The organism is Bradyrhizobium sp. UFLA05-108 (assembly GCF_059803455.1).
The window spans coordinates 1-17296 of sequence record NZ_JBANAZ010000069.1; the positions used below are offsets into that span (position 1 = coordinate 1).

A 17296-nucleotide genomic window follows, 5' to 3' on the forward strand; every position below is an offset into this window, starting at 1 on the left:
ATGTCGCAGCCCGGCCGAACAAGGAGATGGCCAATAACGAAAGCGCTTGACACCAATCGCCCCATACAAGTCCTTTGGTCCATAGCGTCGGTCAGCAAGTGTCCGCTTTAGCGCCGCTTTGGGGTATTAAGCGGACGGTCACGGTAGAACCGTGATCACGAGGACCCTGCGACAAGGGCCGCATGCGAGCGAGTGCTTCGCGAACGGGTATGGTCATCGCATGATGACTGCCGCCGGCGACCTCCGGCAAGCTCGCGAGCTGGCACTGCTGATCTGCGATGGCGACAAAGCACTCGAGACCTTCCTCGCGCATTGCGATGTCGCCGCGCGTAATCCGGTGGTGCCCCTATGACGACCTTGTGCTGTCCGCGGTGCTGAGGATCAGGCGCACGCCGGACGGCGTCGACATCGATCGGATCACTATGGACGTGAGACGCGCAAGACGTTGGCGATCGAGCGCCCGCGGCGGGCCGAGTGGCGCAAGGCCGAGTTCACGGCGAAGCGCTTGCCACCTTCGAGCTTCATAATGATTGCCTCTCAACCCATCCGCTATTTCGCGGCCTGTTTGCTCGGGTCATCGGCCGGATTGGCATAGGTGATAGCGAACGGCCCGGGCCCGGCGATCTGTACCACGGTGTCTTCTGTCGTCCAGGCATAGTGGTTCATGCCTGCTGGCATTTCGGCAAAGGCTCCAGCCTTAAGGGACTGCCCCTTGTCCACATCGAGCTTGTCGCCGAGACCGACACGGAAGTCGCCGGAGATCACCGTCACGAACTCGTCGGTGGGATGGTTATGGGCCGGGACTTTGTAGTTGGCCGGCATCTTTAGCCGCATCGTGAACAGCCCCTCCTTGCTGGGGTCACCAGCTATGACGGCGAGCTGCGCGCCGGGTGGGATGGTCGGTGGAACGGGACCCCACTTAATGTCTTCAACATTGACCGGAGGCTTCATTTGCATCTCAGCGGCCTGCAGTGCCGCCTTCGGCAGGAGTTGCGCTGCTGCTAGGACAGCAAGGCCAGAAGCAACAGCAAATAGTACGATTGGTCGCCTCATTTCCTTTCCCTCCTTGGCTTAGATCTCTCTTCACTCACCACAAGCTGGTCACACAAAGAAGAAGTCGCTGCCATGCAACCGTGAAGGCGTGACGATCCGGCGATTGATTGCCGGCGAACGGATCGTCGATGGTGGTGCATGAATAAGTTGCTATGTCGAACCTCCCGATTTGAGACCGGACATTGCAGGGCAGGAATTACAACGGTCTTCCAACTGATCTCTCTAAAATACGAAGCGTGTGCGGGCACGACGAGATCGTGCTCGGCAAGGCCCTAAGGCTGCCCATTGAATATAATTGCGTACGCCTGCCGCGCAGCTCAGACTTAGACCCCTAGGGGGCAGCTCTCTGAGGCTCCAATTCGAGCATACGCTCAACAGCAAGTAGCGCAAGTGGATGGGCCATGACATTATCGGCCCAGGCCCGCTAGACTCTGGAGCGGGCTGCCAGGGTAGCCCCGCGCTGCGCGACGGAGGGCAGCGCTTGTGCGTTTCATAGGTCGCCCGCCGGGTAGGTAGCCCCGGCAGCAAAAGCGCTTCCCGTGCCTCCGTGGACTGCACGGCTCTCGCAGCTTCGTGATCACGCCGATGCGTTCGAGCAACGTTCGTCGTAGTACAATGACCTTTCCCCAAAGAGGAGCCCGGCCATGAGGAAGATCGTGATCGCTACGACCTTTGCTGCCGTTACTCTTACCGCCTATCCGGCGGCCGCATGCGACTGGAACCGTCAGGCAAGCGCTAAAGATCCCGTTGTCGCCGCCACCGCCCCTTCCACAACTGTTGGACAGGCCTCACAAAGCGCGGCGGCCCAGCCCGCGAGCGTTGCTTCTGATGAGGGCAATCGCAAATCCCTCCAAGAATCTGCGCCGGTTGTTTTGATCACTGACCGTCACTAGGCGCGCCTGCGACCCTCTCGACGACGGTGCGGTCGACGAGCGATCAACTGGACCTGCGGTCGCCGGCTGCGTGATGTTCGTCGCCGGCAGTCCGATCATCAGCCTCGTCGGAAGGGCTGACACTGCAATTCGCCTGTGCGACTTCAGGGCTGCTGGTCTGAATCAGGAAAAGCTGCTTCCGCATCTCAGAAAGGCGCGCACGGCAAAACTCACGGTATAGAAAATCGAAAATGGCGGGCATGATCGAGCCCTCCGTCGCTCGAGTAGGCACCGCACCACCACGACCATGGCGCGCGCTGTGAACTAGATCACAGGCAGGCACCTGTATTCCGGGCTGTTCTGGTCACTTGTGCGTGCGAGGTAGTCGCGCTGCACCGCGAGTTTTTAGGTGCGAGGGCAGCTCTTCTTCTCCTTGGTTCGGCCCAGCATGCTCAGCGACCTCGCTAAGGGTCCAACTGTGGACCTTGCGCGCGGAACGACGTCGCAGAGTTACCCGAGGTCGCCGCCGGCGACTGGCAAGATATTGCCTGTGACATAACTTGCTTCATCCGACGCCAAGAACAGGATTGGCGCGACCTGCTCGGCGACCGAGCCGTATCGCCCGAGGAAGCTAGATTTCTTAACCTGCTTGACGACCTCGTTCATCCATTCCTTTTCCTCAACCGTGTCGCCCTCGGCGTTGCGCGGCACTCGCCTCGGCGGCGCCTCTGTGCCGCCGGGAGCCGTCGCGACAACGCGTATGTTGTCCGATGCGTACTCCATCGCCAGGCTTTGAGTGATCGCGTTGATTCCTCCCTTTGCAGCCGAGTATGGCACCCGGTGAATGCCGCGCGTCGCGTTCGATGAGACGTTCACTATCGTACCCCTGCCTCGCCGGGTGAGGTACGGAATCACGGCGTGACAACACCACAAGGTGGGCATTAACGAGCGCCGAATCTCCGCCTCGATCTGCTGCGGCTCGAACCGATGGTATGGTCGCATCCGGATTGCGCCGCCGACGTTGTTGATGAGGATGTCGATTGCGCCGAAATGTCTGATGGCCTCGGCCATGGCGGCTTCAGCACCCTCGTGGGTTTCGAGATCGCATACGAAGCCGCGGCCTCCGACACCTGCTTCCGAGGCGACATCATCGACGAAGTCCGCACGATCGACGAACAGGACGTTGCCGCCCTCGGCCGCGGCCCGCAGCGCCACGGCGCGCCCGATCCCCTGAGCGGCACCGGTCACGACCAGCGTCTTTCCGGCAAAGCGACCTTCGAAGATCATGCTGCCACCGCTTCGGTCGCGGAAAACTTCTCGTAGAAGAAATGCGAGGGGCTAACCCTCTTTTCCGTGAAGAACACCCGCACCGTCTCCACCATCGGCGGCGGACCGCACAGATAGACGTCGCAGTCACCGTCGTTGAGATGCTCGTCCGCGAGATGCGCCGTGACATATCCCTTCAGCGGATGGGCGCTATCCGGGTTGGCGACGCAGGTCGCCCAGGTGAGCGTCGGCAGCCGCCTGGCCAGCGCTTCGATCCGATCGATCTCGACCAGATCGCCATCATTGGTGACGCCATAGATCAGATGCACGGGCTGGTCGGTGCCTTGGTCGGCGAGGACCTCGAGCATCGACAGGATCGGCGCGAGGCCCGTGCCGCCGGCGAGCATCACGACCGGACGGTCGACCGCTCGCAGGAAGAAGCTTCCTTGCGGACCGACAAACGTCATCCTGGTACCGACCCTGGCCTCGCTCGCGAGCCAGCCGCTCATCAGACCGCCCGGCACGTTGCGGATCAGGAAGCTCGCTTCACTCGCCCCCACCTTCGAACTGAACGAGTAGGAACGATGCTCGCTCGTCCCGGGCACCGTGAGGTTCACGTACTGGCCAGGCAGGTATCCCAACGCGTCCGGTCTGTCGAGCTTGAGCTTGAGGATGATCGTGCTGTCCGAGACGAGTTCGACGGAGCTCACCTCGGCGCCATGTTCAGCGGGCCTTACCTTGCAGGCCGTGGACGGAACCGGCACGGCGATAACGCAATCCGAGGACGGCACCATCTGGCAGGTCAGCACCAGTCCCTCCTCGGCCTCGGCTCCGCTCAGCGCGTCGTCGAGATATTCGTCGCCGAGATCGTATTCACCCTGCTCGCAGCGGCATTTGCAGGTGCCGCAAACGCCATCCGAACAGTCCATCGGCAGGTTGATCTTATTGCGATAGGCCGCGTCCAAGACCTTCTCGCCCTTGTTGCAGTCGATGAAACGGGTGGCCCCGTCCTCGAAATTGAGTGCTACGCGATAAGTCATGTCTTACTCTCCCGCGATCCCAACGAGCAGCGTCAGATGTGATAGATGTCGATGACCTGGTGGATGTAGTCGCTCTTGAGCACGACCTTCTTGGCCAGGATCCGCGGTTCCTCACCGCGCGTATCCAGCGTGTAGAAAGCGGCACCGAAGAAGCTGTCGGTCTTCTTGTAGCGGTGGCTGAGCGTGTGCCAGTTGAAGCGCAGGTCGAGCTCGCCGTCGCGTTCCGCCACGATTTCGACATTCGAGACATTGTGGCTGGTACGCGGCTCCGGCGTGCTCGCGCCGGACCGCTCGGTCTTGATGCGGAAGACGCGGTCTTCCAGACCCTCCCGGTTTGGATAGTAGATCAGCGAGATATGCTGCTGCGGGTCCTCGACGACTTGGTCGTCGTCGTCCCACGCCGGCATCCAGAAACTGGCCTTGGGCGAATAGAGCTTGATCCATTCGTCCCACTGCCGGTCGTCCAGCAGCCGCGCCTCGCGGAACAGGAAGGAGCGGACATGTTCGAGATCGAATTTACCGGTGGACACGAGCGTGCTGGCGGTTGCGATGCTCATGCTGCCTCTCCCCGCAACGCAACGACGCCGCCTGTCGCTTCGCCGCCATTTCGCAGGATCGCCTGGCGCAGCGACTTGGCCCAGAACTCATGCTGGCGCACGAACAGGCCTTCGTCCTCGCTGCGTTCGCCGCTCAGCAGCGGCTCGAGGCCGATCGCCCTGGCGTTCTCATCCGGGCCGTCGATCCAATGGACGGCGCCCCGACTGAGGTCATTCCAGAGTTCGCCGGCGCCGACATAGGCGGTCTGACAAGCACGGAATTCTTCCAAATCGTCCGGCGTGCCCATGCCGGAGACGTTGAAGAAGTCCTCGTATTGCCGGATGCGGGTCGCGCGTTCCTTCGCGTCCTCTCCTTTGGGCGCGAAGCAGTAGATGGTCACCTCGGTCTCGTCGACGCTGATCGGCCGCACCACGCGGATCTGCGTCGAGAACTGATCCATGAGGTAGACGTTCGGATAGATTCCGAGATTGCGGGTCTGGCCGATGATGAAGCCGGCGCGATCTTTGCCGAGACGCGCTTCGAGCTCGTCCTTGTGATTGAAGACGGGCCGGACTTCGGGATTGAGCAGATTGGTCCAGAGCAGGATGTGTCCGTTCTCGAAGCCGTAGACGCCGCCTACGCTCTTGGACCAGCCGTTGGCGTCGACCGTCTTGGTGCCCTCGTTCTCGTAGTTGCGATGGCCCATAGTCGCCGAGTAATTCCAGTGCACGGAGCTGACGTGATATCCGTCAGCGCCGTTCTCCATCTGGAGCTTCCAATTGCCGTCGTAGATGTAGGAGGAATTGCCGCGCAGCACCTCGATGCCGTTGGGCGCCCCGTCGGCGATCTGGTCGATCACGGCTTTCGCGCCGCCGAGATGCTCCTCGAGGGAAACGACGTCCGGATTGAGGCTGCCGAACAGGAAGCCGCGATAACTCTCGAAGCGCGGAACCTTAGCCAGGTCGTGCGAGCCGTGGGTGTTGAACGAGGCCGGGTAGTCGCCGGTCTTGCCGTCCTTAACCTTGAGGAGCTTGCCTGAATTGCTGAAGGTCCAACCGTGGAATGGGCAGGTGAAGCTGCCCTTATTGCCGTGCTTTCGCCGGCAGAGCATCGCACCGCGATGGGCGCAGGCGTTGATCATCGCATGCAGTTCACCTGCCTTGTCGCGGGTGATCATGATCGGCTTGCGGCCGATCCAGGCACTGAAATAGTCGTTGTTCTCGGGGATCTGGCTCTCATGCGCCAGGAACACCCAGTTGCCTTCGAAGATGTGCCGCATCTCGAGCTCGTACATCTCGACATCGGTGAAGATGTCGCGGCGGCACCGGAACAGCCCGCTCGTCTTGTCTTCGACCACCGCGCCGTCGATGCGCTCCAACAGTGTCGTCATCGTTTCCTCTCCTCTTCCCATTCGTTGCCGCGTCGGGTCGCTGGCGAGACTCAAGCCGCCTCGGCGCGCTGTCGGCTGGAAAAGTGCTCGTCGGCACCGTCAGCGGCGCGCTGGAGCTGGAAGTCGAAATTGATGTAGGCGCTGTCGCCCTGACGCTGCGGGACCGGCAGCAGACCATCGCGTGTGGCGAAGGCGAAGTCGTCGGCGGCATGCGGGTCGTCGCCGAAGTTGATCTGCGTCGTCAGCTTCCGGTAACCGGGCGCTTCGATGAAGAAGTGGACGTGCGCCGGGCGATGACCGTGACGACCGATCGCCTTCATCAGCGTGTCGGTGGCGCCGCCGGGCGGCACGGAATAGCCGTTCGGCATCTTCGAGTGGAACGAGTATTTTCCGTCGGCGCCGAGCTTGATGCGTGCGCGATTGTTGAACGGCGTCTGTTCACGGGTCGGATCGAAATGCGAATACCAGCCCTGTGAGTTGGCATGCCAGACGTGCAGGATCGCATCCTTGACCGGCTCACCGTCCGGGCCAGTGACGCGGCCTCTCATGTAGAGGCTGCCGGTCGCGTCCGGATCTTTCGTCAGATTGACATCGCCCTCCTCGAGCGGCGCACCCGCCACGTAAAGCGGTCCCTCGATGGTACGCGGCGTGCCGCCCGTGCGGCCAGCCTCCGCGTCCTTTGCATCCATGAACAGATCCAGGAAGTGCTCAAGTCCCGTGCCGGGCACCAGCAACCCGAACTCCGGCGCGCCCTTCTGCAGGAAGTTGATGGCGCCCCAGAATTCGTCCTCGCTGATGTCGTGCCGGACGATGATCTTCGCACTGGCCTCGACGATGTCGCGGACGATTGCCTTCAGACGGGAATCCCCGCTCGGCTGATTGAAGCCCGCAGCCCTGTCGAGCAATGCCTGGACGTTCGCAGTCTTCACGAAGCTCGTATCCATGTCGTCTCTCCCTTGGTTTTAGGTCCGGCATGCGGACGTTCGTCGTTCGTAATGTTTCAGCGCTCGTCGTCGTGGATTGAAGATGGATGTCTACAGAGCGGTGTCACCTTCATCTCCATGAAGGTATAAAGCGGCAGGCTCGTCAGGATGTCGTGAAGCTCCGCGTTGCTTTCGACATCGAAGATGCTGACGTTCGCGTAGTGGCCGACGACGCGCCAGATGTGACGCCACTTGCCAGCGCGCTGCAGCTCCTGAAACCGCTCCTTCTCGCGCGCCTTGAGGCGGTCGGCTTCCTGCCGGTCGAAGTCCAGCGGGATACGGACGTTCATCTCGACCATGGTGAGCATGCATCACGCTCCCTTTGACGCGACGACGTGCAATGTCGGCGCGGTGCGATCACGGCGAAACCGGGCAATCTTGTCCTCGTCGAGCGTCACGCCGAGACCGGGGCCTGTCGGCACGCCCAGCGAGAAATCGGCGTAGTCGAGCGGCTCGGCCAAAATCTCCTCCGTGAGCAGCAGCGGACCGAACAGTTCGGTGCCCCAGGCGAGCTTAGGGAACGTCGCGAAGAGATGGGCAGAGGCTGCGGTGCCAACACCGGCCTCGAGCATCGTGCCACCGTAGAGACCGATCCCCGAAGCATCGGCGATGGCTGCGACGTCGCGGCCGGCATGTAGCCCGCCTGACTGGGCGATCTTCACGGCGAAGACGCGGGCGGCGGCGCTGGCGGCAATACGGAACGCGTCGCGGGGACCGTGCAGCGCTTCGTCGGCCATCAGGGGGATTCCGTGCCGTGCGGACAGGCGCGACATGATGGCGATCGCGTCGCGGGCGACCGGCTGCTCGACCAGGTCGCAGCCGGCGTCTTCCAGCATCTTCATGCCGGCATCGGCCTGTGCCTCGTCCCAGCCCTGATTGACGTCGACGCGGACGCTGCCGCGGCTTCCGATAGCCTTTTTGATCGCCGCAACATGAGCGACATCGTCGGCCACGCTGCGCTTGCCGATCTTCAGCTTGAAGATCGAATGCCGCCTGGCCTCGAGCATGGCCTCGGCTTCCTCGATGTCGCGCGCAGTATTTCCACTCGCGAGCGTCCAGGCCACCGCCAGGCGGTCGCGTACGCGTCCCCCGCCGATCAGTTCGGAGACGGGCACGCCGAGACGCTTGCCGGCGGCATCAAGCAGCGCGGTCTCGATCGCGCATTTGGCGATATGGTTGCCGACGACGTTGCGACCGATCTTCGCCATTGTCTCGGCGACGCGGGACACTTCACAGGTCTTCAGGACCGGCGCGATATAGGTATCGATTGCGAGCTTGATGCCTTCAGGGCTTTCTTCGCCGTAGCTCAGACCACCGATCGTGGTCCCCTCGCCGATCCCGATGACACCGTCTGAGCAGGTGATCCGGACCAGAACGACGGCCTGGCTGCGCATCGTGGCCATCGCCAGGACGTGAGGCCTGATCGTGGGCACATCGACGATAAAGGTATCGACCTGGGCAGCTTTGCTCGTCACCGGCGCGTCCTCGAATTCGCATTTCGTGGCCGAAAACTAGATATATGCGGCATCGATGGCAAAGACCGATTGGGTCCAATATTATACCTATGAGGTATACGCTTCAGATGGGACAATGGTCAGCTCTGCTTTTCCGCACGCGCAACGACGAGTATCGGTGCGTCGTCCGCCGCCAGGAACCTTGGATAATCGCCCCGCCGATCGGCCGCCTTCTCGAAAAACAAGGCGACCGTCTCGCTGGAGCCAACGGCTGACGGTCGCTTTCTTTCTCCAGGTCAGGTGTCCCAACGAGCACTCGATTGACCCGACCAGCGATTGTTAGCCCGTTGAGACATGTTAACCACTGTTCTGATTGTCGGCCCTGGAGCCGTCGTCAATCGCGATCGTGCTTCTATCTTCAGGTCAGAGGTGACTCGCAGAGTTCGAGCCGCGTCGAATTCACCGCGCGCAGTCTCGCGGTTAAGTACTTGGAACCGAATCGGCTTTCAGACCCTCACGCCGATCTACAGATTCTGGGCGTTGGCCGCTCCAATTGCGGCTCGATCCACAGACGCGAAGCTTCGGATTTCCTTGAGTATGGCGCAGGCGCAGTGGCCGCACTTCGCCGTGCAGCCGAGCAAGGCGTAAACGCGACTGACCCGCGGGCATGGCGCGACGCTTGCGATCGCGGATCTAATCTCGACCTCGCTGAGGACGTTGCAACTGCAAACGATCACGGCGCACTCCTGACTGAAGAAGCTGCTAGGACCGCAATGGGAGGCAATCCCAGCGAGCCTGCCGCCGCTACGATGGTGAATGAAGCGAGACCACCCTAGGGCGTAACATCCGATCGAAACAGGACCGCCTCAGTCTATGTTCATACCTGCGGGGTATGGTGCACACCGAATTCCCCCTGCTCATTGTGGCGCCGGGAATGACGCGCCTCGTTTCCGCGAGCGGGAGGGTTTGCCCGGATCAGCTTGAAGCGAAGGATTGATTGTGTCTATTTCAATACTCGAGAGGTATGGACGCGATTGGAGGGCTGCTCCCATGGAACTCCGTCACCTGCGCTACTTCACCACCGTGGCAGCGGAGGGCTCCTTCAGTCGCGCCGCTGAGAAACTCCACATCGCGCAACCACCGTTGAGCCGCCAAGTGCAGCAGCTCGAGGACGAATTGGGCGTGCGCCTGCTCGATCGTGGCCGACCGCTTACGTTGACAGAGCCCGGACGATATCTGTTCGAACAGGGACGTCAGATCCTGCAGCGCATTGACGAGATGCGTGCGATGACCAAGCGGATCGCCAAAGGCACGGTATTGCAGTTCAACATCGGCTTTGTCGCATCCACCCTCTACGACGCTCTTCCGGAACTGATCCGCCGCTTCCGCATCATCCTGCCCGGCGCAGAGGTCAATCTTCTGGAGATGACGACGCTCGAGCAGGTCGCAGCATTGAAGGACGGTCGTATCGATGTAGGTTTCGGCCGACTGAGATTCGACGATGAGGCGATCGTCCGTAGCGTCATCCGTGAAGAACGCGTCTGCCTTGTGGTACCACGCCGGCACAAATTGGCGGCCAAGAAGGGGAGGTTACGACTGCGCGCAACCGCTGACGAACCGCTCATCGTCTATCCCAAGTCGCCGCGGCCAAGCTACGCCGATCAGGTTCTTTCATTCTACCGCGATGCAGGTATTGAGCCGAGGGTCGCGATGGAGGCGAAGGAGTTGCAGACCGCGCTCGGTCTTGTCGCCTCTGGTGGCGGCGTCTGCATCGTGCCTGCCTCCGTGAGGCGCTTCGGGCGCGACGACGTATGCTTTATCGACCTCGATGAGCCGAAGATGATTTCGCCGATCATCATGAGTTATCGCAAGAATGACGCGTCGATGCTGCTCACGCAATTGATCAAGCTGGTTCGCGAATTCGACAAATGGGATGCATCTACCGGTCACCCTGCGTCCGGCTCGTCTGATTGATCGCAACGCCGCGCCTACGCCGAGGGTTCAAGCTCGACGCAGATATCATTCATTGCCAGATACAGCTCTCAAGGCGCGGCGCAACGAAAATGGTACCGCTCAAGAGTATCGGTATCGTGGCAAGCAGCAACTTCGTATAGTCATTCTGTTGCCTGGCCTAAATGGCTTCTGCCGTGCCTTCCTCTGTGATCCGTCCAAGGTGCATGATCACCAGCAGAAGTCCAAGGCTGGGATGACATCGGTGTATGGCGCAATAGTCTAGTAATTGCTCGCCGATAGCTCGTTCGGAATGCCGTCGATCGGGCATTCTTCGGTGCCAACGGTTGGACGAGTCATCGCCTCGACCATCTCGCGCGTCCCTTCCGGATCAGCGATCCAGTTCTTGTAGAACTCATAGGGGCAGGCGGCCACGCCGCGCGGGCCTTCGCCGGAATTGATCATGCCAGTGTAGCCGCGATGCAGCAGCTTGAAGAGATGGTTCTGCGACTGGTTGTTGCGGCGCGCATCGCGGATCAGGCCCTTCGACAGGCCAGCGTATTGAATGCCATATTCCTCTTCGCCGGTCTCGCCAAGCGTGCGTCCATCGAAGCCGATAATCGCAGAGTGCCCGAAGTAGGAATAAACGCCGTCAAAGCCCGCGGCATTGGCGACAGCGACATAGACATTGTTAGCCCACGCCATCGCCTTGGAAATCAGCACCTGCTGTTCCTTCGCCGGATACATGTAGCCCTGGCAACGCACGATCAGTTCGGCGCCCTTCATCGCGCAGTCGCGCCAGATCTCCGGATAGTTGCCGTCGTCGCAGATAATCAGACTGATCTTCAGCCCCTTCGGACCGTCCGAGACATAGGTGCATTTGCCGGGATACCAGCCCTCGATCGGCACCCAGGGCATGATCTTGCGATACTTCTGCACGATCTCGCCCTTGTCGTTCATCAGGATCAGCGTGTTGTAGGGCGCCTTGTGCGGATGTTCTTCGTGGCGCTCGCCGGTCAGCGAGAATACGCCCCAGACCTTCGCCTTGCGGCAGGCTGCGGCGAAAATCGCGGTCTCCTCGCCCGGCACCTGCGAGGCGGTCTCGTACATCTCCTTGGCGTCGTACATGATGCCGTGGGTGGAATACTCGGGAAAAATCACGAGATCCATGCCGGGCAGACCGAGCTTCATGCCGACGACCATGTCGGCGATCTTGCGGGCGTTGTCGAGCACCTCGGCCCTCGTGTGCAACCGCGGCATCTTGTAATTGACGACGGCAACGCCGACCACGTCGTTGCTGGAAGAGATGTCACCGTGAAGCATTTGAAACGCCCTTCTGTTCTAGTTTGAATTCATCGCCGGCGCGATGGCCATGCGACGTCAGTGGCTGATCATCCAGGGGCGCGCAGTCGGGAATCCGACGGCGCCGCTCTTGCTTTTCGTCACGAGACGCCCCGGTTTCTTCTTCGTCGCTGTCCCACAGCAGCCGCAGCCCGGTCCGTGCGCGGCCTTGTACTGGTCGAGCGTCTTCGGCGCATACTTGCTCCGCTCGTTGGTGGCATGCGCCTTACGCTTGTCCGCGGGCATGCAGAAGAACGCCGGCGCAGTGAGGATCACGCGCGGCGATTTCATCTCGCAGCGCGGACAGTCTTGCGGATCGTCACATTCGGCCATCGGCCGCATGTCGGTGAACGGGCCGCAATCGTTGCAGAGATATTCGTAGACAGGCATCGTCGCTCCCTCGCTGTTGCGCATCGGATGCGGGGCCCACCCCCCGCATCCGTCTCACGCAGGGATTACTTGTCGGGCGAGATCGGCATCTGGATGTCGCCTGTGATGTGCTTGATTGGTCCGGCCGACGACGGCATAACGTCGAAGTCGAAAATCTCGGTCGGCAACCACAGCGTGGCGCAGGCGTTGGGCACGTCGACCACGCCCGAGATGTGGCCTTGGCACGGCGCGGTGCCGAGGATCGAATAGGCTTGGGCGCCGGAATAGCCGAACTTCTTCAGGTATTCGATCGCGTTCAAGCAGGCCTGGCGATAGGCGATGTGGACGTCGAGATAGTGCTGCTTGCCGGCCTCATCGACCGAGATGCCCTCGAAGATCAGATAGTCCTTGTAGTTCGGCGTGATCGGCGACGGCTTGAACACCGGGTTCTTGATGCCGTATTTCGCCACGCCATCCTTGATGACGTCGACCTTGATGTGAAGCCAGCCGGCCATTTCGATCGCGCCGCAGAAGGTGATCTCGCCGTCGCCCTGGCTGAAATGCAGATCGCCCATCGAGAGACCGCCGCCGGGCACATAGACCGGGAAGTAGATCTTCGAGCCGCGCGAGAGATCCTTGATGTCGCAATTGCCGCCATGCTCGCGCGGCGGCACGGTGCGCGCGCCCTCGAGACCGATCTTGGCCTTGATGTCACCTTTGGCCTGGCCCGCATGCGCGGTCGGCGCGAACGGCGGATTGGCAAGGCCCGGCACCCGAGTCGGGTTGGTCGCGATCAACTCGGCTTCGCGCGCATTCCAGGCGGCCAGCATCTTGGCATCGGGCAGACAGCCGATCAGGCCGGGGTGAATGAGTCCGGCGAAATTGACGCCGGGCACGTGACGCGACGAGGTGTAGAGCCCCTTGATGTCCCAGATCGATTTCTGCGCCAGCGGGAAGTGATCGGTCAGGAAGCCGCCGCCATTCTGCTTGGAGAAGAAGCCGTTGAAGCCCCACAGGCTTTCCTTCAGCGGGCCGACGTCGAGCAGATCGACGACGAGAAGATCGCCGGGCTCGGCACCCTTGACGCCGATCGGACCGGACAGGAAGTGCACGATCGACAGATCGATGTCGCGCACGTCGTCGGCCGAGTCGTTGTTCTTGATGAAGCCGCCGGTCCAGTCGACAGTTTCGATGATGAAGTCGTCGCCGGGGCTGACCCACTCGACGATCGGAACCTCAGGATGCCAACGGTTGTGGATCTTGTCGTTTTCATAGGCCGACTTGGTGAGGTCAACCTTGATTAGTGTATCTGGCATCGAGATGCTCCCCTTCGTTGACTGATTAGACGGACAAAAACTTGGAGATCTGCGCGGCATCGACGCCGTCGCACGGATCGTCGCGCACGATCTCGCCGTTCTCGATCACGAGCACGCGGTCGGCGATGTCGAGCGCAAAACTCAGGACCTGCTCGGAGACGACAATCGACAAGCCTCGCTCGTCGCGGATTCGCTTCAAGGTGCGCGCCATCTCCTTGATGATCGACGGCTGTATGCCTTCGGTCGGTTCATCCAGCAACAACACCTTCGGTTTGGTGGCGAGCGCACGGGCGATCGCCAATTGCTGCTGTTGCCCACCGGAGAGATTGCCACCGCGGCGCCCCTTCATCTCCAGCAGCACCGGAAACAGCTCGTAGATGTCAGCGGGCACTTCGTTGCCACCCGAGACGACCAAACCAGTCTCAATGTTCTCCTTCACCGTCATGGTCGAGAAGATCATCCGCCCCTGCGGCACGTAAGCGAGGCCTTTTGCGACGCGTTCGTAGCTCGGGAGCGAACCGAGCTCGATGCCGTCCATGGTCACCCTGCCGCTCTTTGTCGGCACGATACCCATCAGCGACTTCATCAGCGTCGTCTTGCCCATACCGTTGCGGCCCATGATCGCGACGATCTCGTTGGGCGCGACCGACACGTTGAGGCCGTGCAGCACCTCGCTCTGGCCGTACGCGACGTGAAGATCATTGATTGCCAACATTGATGTCGCTCCTCAGTGACCAAGGTACACTTCAATGACCTTGGGATCGTTCTTCACCTTCTCCATCGTGCCTTCGGAGAGGATTTGGCCCTGGTGCAGCACGGTGACCTTGTGCGCGATGTCCTCGACAAACTTCATGTCGTGCTCGATAACCAGCACCGAGCGGTCCTTGATGATGCGGTTGAGCAGCTCGGCAGTCTTGGCGCGTTCGGACACGCTCATGCCGGCGACGGGCTCGTCGAGCATCAGCAAATCCGGATCCTGGATGAGCAGCATGCCGATCTCCAGCCACTGCTTCTGGCCGTGGCTGAGCAGCGCCGCGCTCATGTTGAGGCGATCCTTGAGGAAGATCATCTCTGCGACCTCGTGGACGCGTTCGCGCACGGCGGCATCGCGAGTAAAGGTCAGCGCGCCGAAGACCGTGCGGCCGCGTGGAAACGAGATCTCCAAATTCTCGAACACGGTGAGGTCGTCGTAGATCGATGGTGTCTGGAACTTGCGACCGACGCCGGCCTTGACGATCTGGTTCTCCTTCAGCTTGGTCAGGTCCTTGCCGCGGAATTCGATCGAGCCCGACGTGGCCTTGGTCTTTCCACAGATCAGGTCGAGCACGGTGGTCTTGCCGGCGCCGTTCGGGCCGATGATGACGCGGATCTCGTTCTCCTCGACATAGAAGGAGAGATCGTTGACGGCCTTGAAACCGTCGAACGACACTGTGAGACCTTCGACCGAGAGCAGGAAGGGCTTTGGCTGGTGACCGATGAGCATGAAGTCCTCCTCATTCTGCCGGCGCGCCGTCGGCGACCGAATTGTCGCTCCAGCCCGGCTTCGGTTTGCGCGAGGCGGTCAGGCGATTGATGCGCGGCTGGATGTAGTCGCCCCAGATACCGGCAAGGCCGTTCGGGAATGCGAGCACCACGGCAATGAACAGGCCGCCAAGGCCGAACAGCCAGAGTTCCGGGAAGGACTCGGAGAGACTGGTTTTGGCGAAGTTGACCAGCAACGTGCCGTAGACCGCGCCGAGGATCGAGAGGCGACCGCCAACCGCGGTGTAGATCACCATCTCGATCGAGGGTACGATGCCGACGAAGGACGGCGACATGAAGCCGACATTGAGCGCGAACATGGCGCCGCCGATCGCGGCGAACACCGCGGCGATGCAGAAGGCGAAGATCTTGAAATTGGCGACGCTGTAGCCGGAGAAGCGGACCCGATCCTCCTGGTCGCGCATCGCCACCAGGATGCGGCCAAGCTTGGAATGCCGCACCAGCTGGGCGATGCAGATGCAGGCGAAGAGCAACCCGACCTCGAAGAAGTAGAGCACGACCTTGGCGTGGTCGGGACGGATGTCCCAGCCCTTCAGGGTGCGGAGGTCCGTCATGCCGTTGATGCCGCCGGTGTAGCCCTGCTGCCCGACGATCAGGATGGTCAGGATCGCGGCGACCGCTTGCGTGATGATCGCAAAGTAGGTGCCGCCGACGCGGCGCTTGAACATCGCCGCTCCAATGATCAGCGCGAAGATGCCCGGCACCAGGATGACAGCCGCGATGGTGAAGGTCAGGCTGTGGAACGGCTTCCAGAAGAACGGCAGTGCGGTGATCTGATTCCAGTCCATGAAATCGGGAATGCCGGGTGTCGACTGGATCTTTGTGTTCTCGACGCTCGAGGCCTCAAGCTTGAGAAACATCGCCATACAGTAACCGCCGAGGCCGAAGAACACGCCCTGCCCCAGGCTCAGGATGCCGCCGTAGCCCCAGCACATCACGAGCCCCAGCGCGACGAAGGCGTAAGTCAGATATTTGGCGACCAGATTGAGCCGGAAGACGTCGAGGCAGAGCGGCAGGATCACCACCAGGAATGCGGCGAGCACCAGGATGCCGATCAGCTCCGAGCGCGTGGCAAAGCGATTGTCGTTCATGGGTTGCGCCCCCTGCGCTTCTCTACTTGCGGACCTTGAGGGCGAACAGCCCCTGCGGCCGCAGCATCAGAATTCCGACCACTACGAGCAGCGTCAAAACCTTCGCCATCGATCCCGACATGAAGAATTCGAGCGTCGACTGGGTCTGCGAGATCGAGAAGGCCGAGGCGATGGTGCCGAGCAGGCTGGCAGCTCCGCCGAACACGACGACCAGGAAGGTGTCGACGATGTAGAGCTGGCCTGAGGTAGGCCCGGTCGAACCAATCATGGTGAAGGCCGAACCGGCGACGCCGGCGATGCCGCAGCCGAGCGCGAAGGTGTAACGGTCGACCTTCGCGGTGTTGATGCCGACCGCGCCCGCCATGATGCGGTTCTGCACGACGGCGCGGACCTGGCGGCCCCAGCGCGACATGAACATGACGTAGGCGACCGCGATGGTGATCAGCACCGTCAGGCCCATCACGAAGACGCCGTTGATCGGCACCTCAATCGAGTCGGTGACGTGCAGCGAGCCGAGCATCCACTGCGGCAGCTCGACGCCGACCTCACGCGCGCCGAAGATCGAGCGATAGGCCTGCTGCAACATCAGGCTAAGGCCCCAGGTCGCGAGCAGCGTATCGAGTGGGCGCTTATACAGATGCCGGATCAGCACCCATTCGACCAGCATTCCGAGCGCACCGGATGCGAAGAAGGCCAATATCATCGCGAGGAAGAAGTAGCCGCTGAACAGGCTCGGCAGGTAAGACTGGAAGAAGCTCGACGTCATCCAGGTGACGTAGGCACCCAGGATCATGAACTCGCCATGCGCCATGTTGATGACGCCCATCTGGCCGAAGATGATCGCAAGTCCGAGCGCCATCAGCACGTAGACGGAAAACAGGATCAGGCCGGCAAAGCCCTGCATGACGAAGATCGAACCGAGGTCGCCAATCGAATAGTCGCCGAACATCTGATTTCTCCGTCGAGGGGGGACAGCGTCCCGCGTCCGGGGACAGCGTCGCGCGTCCGGGACAGCGTCCCGCATCCGAGGGTCCCGCGTCGCGAGTGATGTCGCGACGCGGGGTCGTGAAGCGTGGATTGACGGTCCACGCC

19 protein-coding genes are annotated in these 17296 nt (G+C 61.3%); 3 read left to right on the forward strand and 16 right to left on the reverse strand.

Features of this window, described 5'->3' with window-relative positions:
- Window positions 1-220 precede the first annotated feature (220 nt).
- Window positions 221-352 carry a hypothetical protein gene (locus SO140_RS35945; protein WP_449379725.1) on the forward strand — a complete coding sequence of 44 codons (132 nt, stop codon included), beginning with the start codon at window positions 221-223 and terminating at the stop codon, window positions 350-352.
- 197 nt (window positions 353-549) lie between these two features.
- Here SO140_RS35945 and SO140_RS35950 read toward each other — a convergent pair whose 3' ends face one another.
- Window positions 550-1053: a cupin domain-containing protein gene (locus tag SO140_RS35950; protein ID WP_449379724.1), complete on the reverse strand. Its 504-nt coding sequence runs from the start codon at window positions 1051-1053 to the stop codon at window positions 550-552.
- Between the two features lie 644 nt (window positions 1054-1697).
- Between SO140_RS35950 and SO140_RS35955 the strand changes: the two genes are divergently transcribed.
- Window positions 1698-1946 (forward strand): hypothetical protein, encoded by a 249-nt coding sequence (locus SO140_RS35955; protein ID WP_449379723.1) that lies wholly within the window; start codon window positions 1698-1700, stop codon window positions 1944-1946.
- Between the two features lie 43 nt (window positions 1947-1989).
- Here the strand turns inward: SO140_RS35955 and SO140_RS35960 are convergent, their stop codons facing one another.
- The 8 genes from SO140_RS35960 to SO140_RS35995 all read right to left on the reverse strand — a co-directional run bounded on the left by SO140_RS35960 (window position 1990) and on the right by SO140_RS35995 (window position 8616).
- Window positions 1990-2187, reverse strand: coding sequence for a hypothetical protein (locus SO140_RS35960; protein WP_449379722.1), 198 nt, complete (start codon window positions 2185-2187; stop codon window positions 1990-1992).
- 248 nt (window positions 2188-2435) lie between these two features.
- Entirely contained in the window at window positions 2436-3212 is a 777-nt protein-coding gene (gene benD / locus SO140_RS35965; protein ID WP_474799172.1) for a benzoate diol dehydrogenase BenD, read from the reverse strand.
- On the reverse strand, window positions 3209-4231 hold the full coding sequence (benC, locus tag SO140_RS35970; RefSeq protein WP_474799174.1) for a benzoate 1,2-dioxygenase electron transfer component BenC: 1023 nt from the start codon (window positions 4229-4231) through the stop codon (window positions 3209-3211). The genes benD and benC overlap by 4 nt, the downstream gene beginning before the upstream one ends.
- 32 nt (window positions 4232-4263) lie before the next feature.
- Window positions 4264-4788 carry a benzoate 1,2-dioxygenase small subunit gene (gene benB / locus SO140_RS35975; protein ID WP_449379719.1) on the reverse strand — a complete coding sequence of 175 codons (525 nt, stop codon included), beginning with the start codon at window positions 4786-4788 and terminating at the stop codon, window positions 4264-4266.
- On the reverse strand, window positions 4785-6158 hold the full coding sequence (locus SO140_RS35980) for a Rieske 2Fe-2S domain-containing protein (protein WP_474799176.1): 1374 nt from the start codon (window positions 6156-6158) through the stop codon (window positions 4785-4787). The genes benB and SO140_RS35980 overlap by 4 nt, the downstream gene beginning before the upstream one ends.
- Window positions 6159-6208: 50 nt before the next feature.
- Window positions 6209-7102 (reverse strand): dioxygenase family protein, encoded by an 894-nt coding sequence (locus tag SO140_RS35985; RefSeq protein ID WP_474799178.1) that lies wholly within the window; start codon window positions 7100-7102, stop codon window positions 6209-6211.
- Window positions 7103-7158: 56 nt separating this feature from the next.
- On the reverse strand, window positions 7159-7449 hold the full coding sequence (catC, locus tag SO140_RS35990) for a muconolactone Delta-isomerase (protein ID WP_449379716.1): 291 nt from the start codon (window positions 7447-7449) through the stop codon (window positions 7159-7161).
- Window positions 7450-7452: 3 nt separating this feature from the next.
- Entirely contained in the window at window positions 7453-8616 is a 1164-nt protein-coding gene (locus SO140_RS35995) for a muconate/chloromuconate family cycloisomerase (protein ID WP_474799180.1), read from the reverse strand.
- A 1029-nt stretch (window positions 8617-9645) separates the two neighbouring features.
- Here SO140_RS35995 and SO140_RS36000 point away from each other — a divergent pair.
- Complete coding sequence (locus tag SO140_RS36000) at window positions 9646-10569, forward strand: LysR family transcriptional regulator (RefSeq protein WP_449379714.1); 924 nt, start codon at window positions 9646-9648, stop codon at window positions 10567-10569.
- 258 nt (window positions 10570-10827) lie between these two features.
- On the opposite strand, the gene SO140_RS36005 is transcribed toward SO140_RS36000, so the two are convergent.
- The 7 genes from SO140_RS36005 to urtB form a co-directional block, all read right to left on the reverse strand.
- Complete coding sequence (locus SO140_RS36005) at window positions 10828-11868, reverse strand: aliphatic amidase (protein ID WP_449379713.1); 1041 nt, start codon at window positions 11866-11868, stop codon at window positions 10828-10830.
- Window positions 11869-11925: 57 nt separating this feature from the next.
- Window positions 11926-12276, reverse strand: coding sequence for an FmdB family zinc ribbon protein (locus SO140_RS36010; RefSeq protein ID WP_449379712.1), 351 nt, complete (start codon window positions 12274-12276; stop codon window positions 11926-11928).
- A gap of 65 nt (window positions 12277-12341) precedes the next feature.
- Window positions 12342-13571 carry a formamidase gene (gene fmdA / locus SO140_RS36015; protein WP_449379711.1) on the reverse strand — a complete coding sequence of 410 codons (1230 nt, stop codon included), beginning with the start codon at window positions 13569-13571 and terminating at the stop codon, window positions 12342-12344.
- Between the two features lie 25 nt (window positions 13572-13596).
- The gene (gene urtE, locus SO140_RS36020) at window positions 13597-14286 is read right to left on the reverse strand and encodes an urea ABC transporter ATP-binding subunit UrtE (protein WP_449379710.1); all 690 of its coding nucleotides are present in this window, start codon (window positions 14284-14286) and stop codon (window positions 13597-13599) included.
- A 12-nt stretch (window positions 14287-14298) separates the two neighbouring features.
- Window positions 14299-15054: an urea ABC transporter ATP-binding protein UrtD gene (gene urtD, locus SO140_RS36025; protein WP_449379709.1), complete on the reverse strand. Its 756-nt coding sequence runs from the start codon at window positions 15052-15054 to the stop codon at window positions 14299-14301.
- 10 nt (window positions 15055-15064) lie between these two features.
- Entirely contained in the window at window positions 15065-16204 is a 1140-nt protein-coding gene (gene urtC / locus SO140_RS36030; RefSeq protein WP_449379708.1) for an urea ABC transporter permease subunit UrtC, read from the reverse strand.
- A 22-nt stretch (window positions 16205-16226) separates the two neighbouring features.
- Window positions 16227-17153, reverse strand: coding sequence for an urea ABC transporter permease subunit UrtB (gene urtB, locus SO140_RS36035; RefSeq protein ID WP_449379707.1), 927 nt, complete (start codon window positions 17151-17153; stop codon window positions 16227-16229).
- Window positions 17154-17296: the final 143 nt, after the last annotated feature.

Bases quoted from the DNA above. Each gene is read 5' to 3' on its own strand.
- fmdA (WP_449379711.1), bottom strand. From the start codon at position 13,571: ATGCCAGATACACTAATCAAGGTTGACCTCACCAAGTCGGCCTATGAA.
- SO140_RS35950 (WP_449379724.1), bottom strand. From the start codon at position 1,053: ATGAGGCGACCAATCGTACTATTTGCTGTTGCTTCTGGCCTTGCTGTC.
- catC (WP_449379716.1), bottom strand. From the start codon at position 7,449: ATGCTCACCATGGTCGAGATGAACGTCCGTATCCCGCTGGACTTCGAC.
- SO140_RS35980 (WP_474799176.1), bottom strand. From the start codon at position 6,158: ATGACGACACTGTTGGAGCGCATCGACGGCGCGGTGGTCGAAGACAAG.
- urtE (WP_449379710.1), bottom strand. From the start codon at position 14,286: ATGTTGGCAATCAATGATCTTCACGTCGCGTACGGCCAGAGCGAGGTG.
- SO140_RS36005 (WP_449379713.1), bottom strand. From the start codon at position 11,868: ATGCTTCACGGTGACATCTCTTCCAGCAACGACGTGGTCGGCGTTGCC.
- SO140_RS35955 (WP_449379723.1), top strand. From the start codon at position 1,698: ATGAGGAAGATCGTGATCGCTACGACCTTTGCTGCCGTTACTCTTACC.
- urtD (WP_449379709.1), bottom strand. From the start codon at position 15,054: ATGCTCATCGGTCACCAGCCAAAGCCCTTCCTGCTCTCGGTCGAAGGT.
- SO140_RS36010 (WP_449379712.1), bottom strand. From the start codon at position 12,276: ATGCCTGTCTACGAATATCTCTGCAACGATTGCGGCCCGTTCACCGAC.
- SO140_RS35945 (WP_449379725.1), top strand. From the start codon at position 221: ATGATGACTGCCGCCGGCGACCTCCGGCAAGCTCGCGAGCTGGCACTG.
- benD (WP_474799172.1), bottom strand. From the start codon at position 3,212: ATGATCTTCGAAGGTCGCTTTGCCGGAAAGACGCTGGTCGTGACCGGT.
- urtB (WP_449379707.1), bottom strand. From the start codon at position 17,153: ATGTTCGGCGACTATTCGATTGGCGACCTCGGTTCGATCTTCGTCATG.
- SO140_RS35960 (WP_449379722.1), bottom strand. From the start codon at position 2,187: ATGCCCGCCATTTTCGATTTTCTATACCGTGAGTTTTGCCGTGCGCGC.
- urtC (WP_449379708.1), bottom strand. From the start codon at position 16,204: ATGAACGACAATCGCTTTGCCACGCGCTCGGAGCTGATCGGCATCCTG.
- benC (WP_474799174.1), bottom strand. From the start codon at position 4,231: ATGACTTATCGCGTAGCACTCAATTTCGAGGACGGGGCCACCCGTTTC.
- benB (WP_449379719.1), bottom strand. From the start codon at position 4,788: ATGAGCATCGCAACCGCCAGCACGCTCGTGTCCACCGGTAAATTCGAT.
- SO140_RS35985 (WP_474799178.1), bottom strand. From the start codon at position 7,102: ATGGATACGAGCTTCGTGAAGACTGCGAACGTCCAGGCATTGCTCGAC.
- SO140_RS36000 (WP_449379714.1), top strand. From the start codon at position 9,646: ATGGAACTCCGTCACCTGCGCTACTTCACCACCGTGGCAGCGGAGGGC.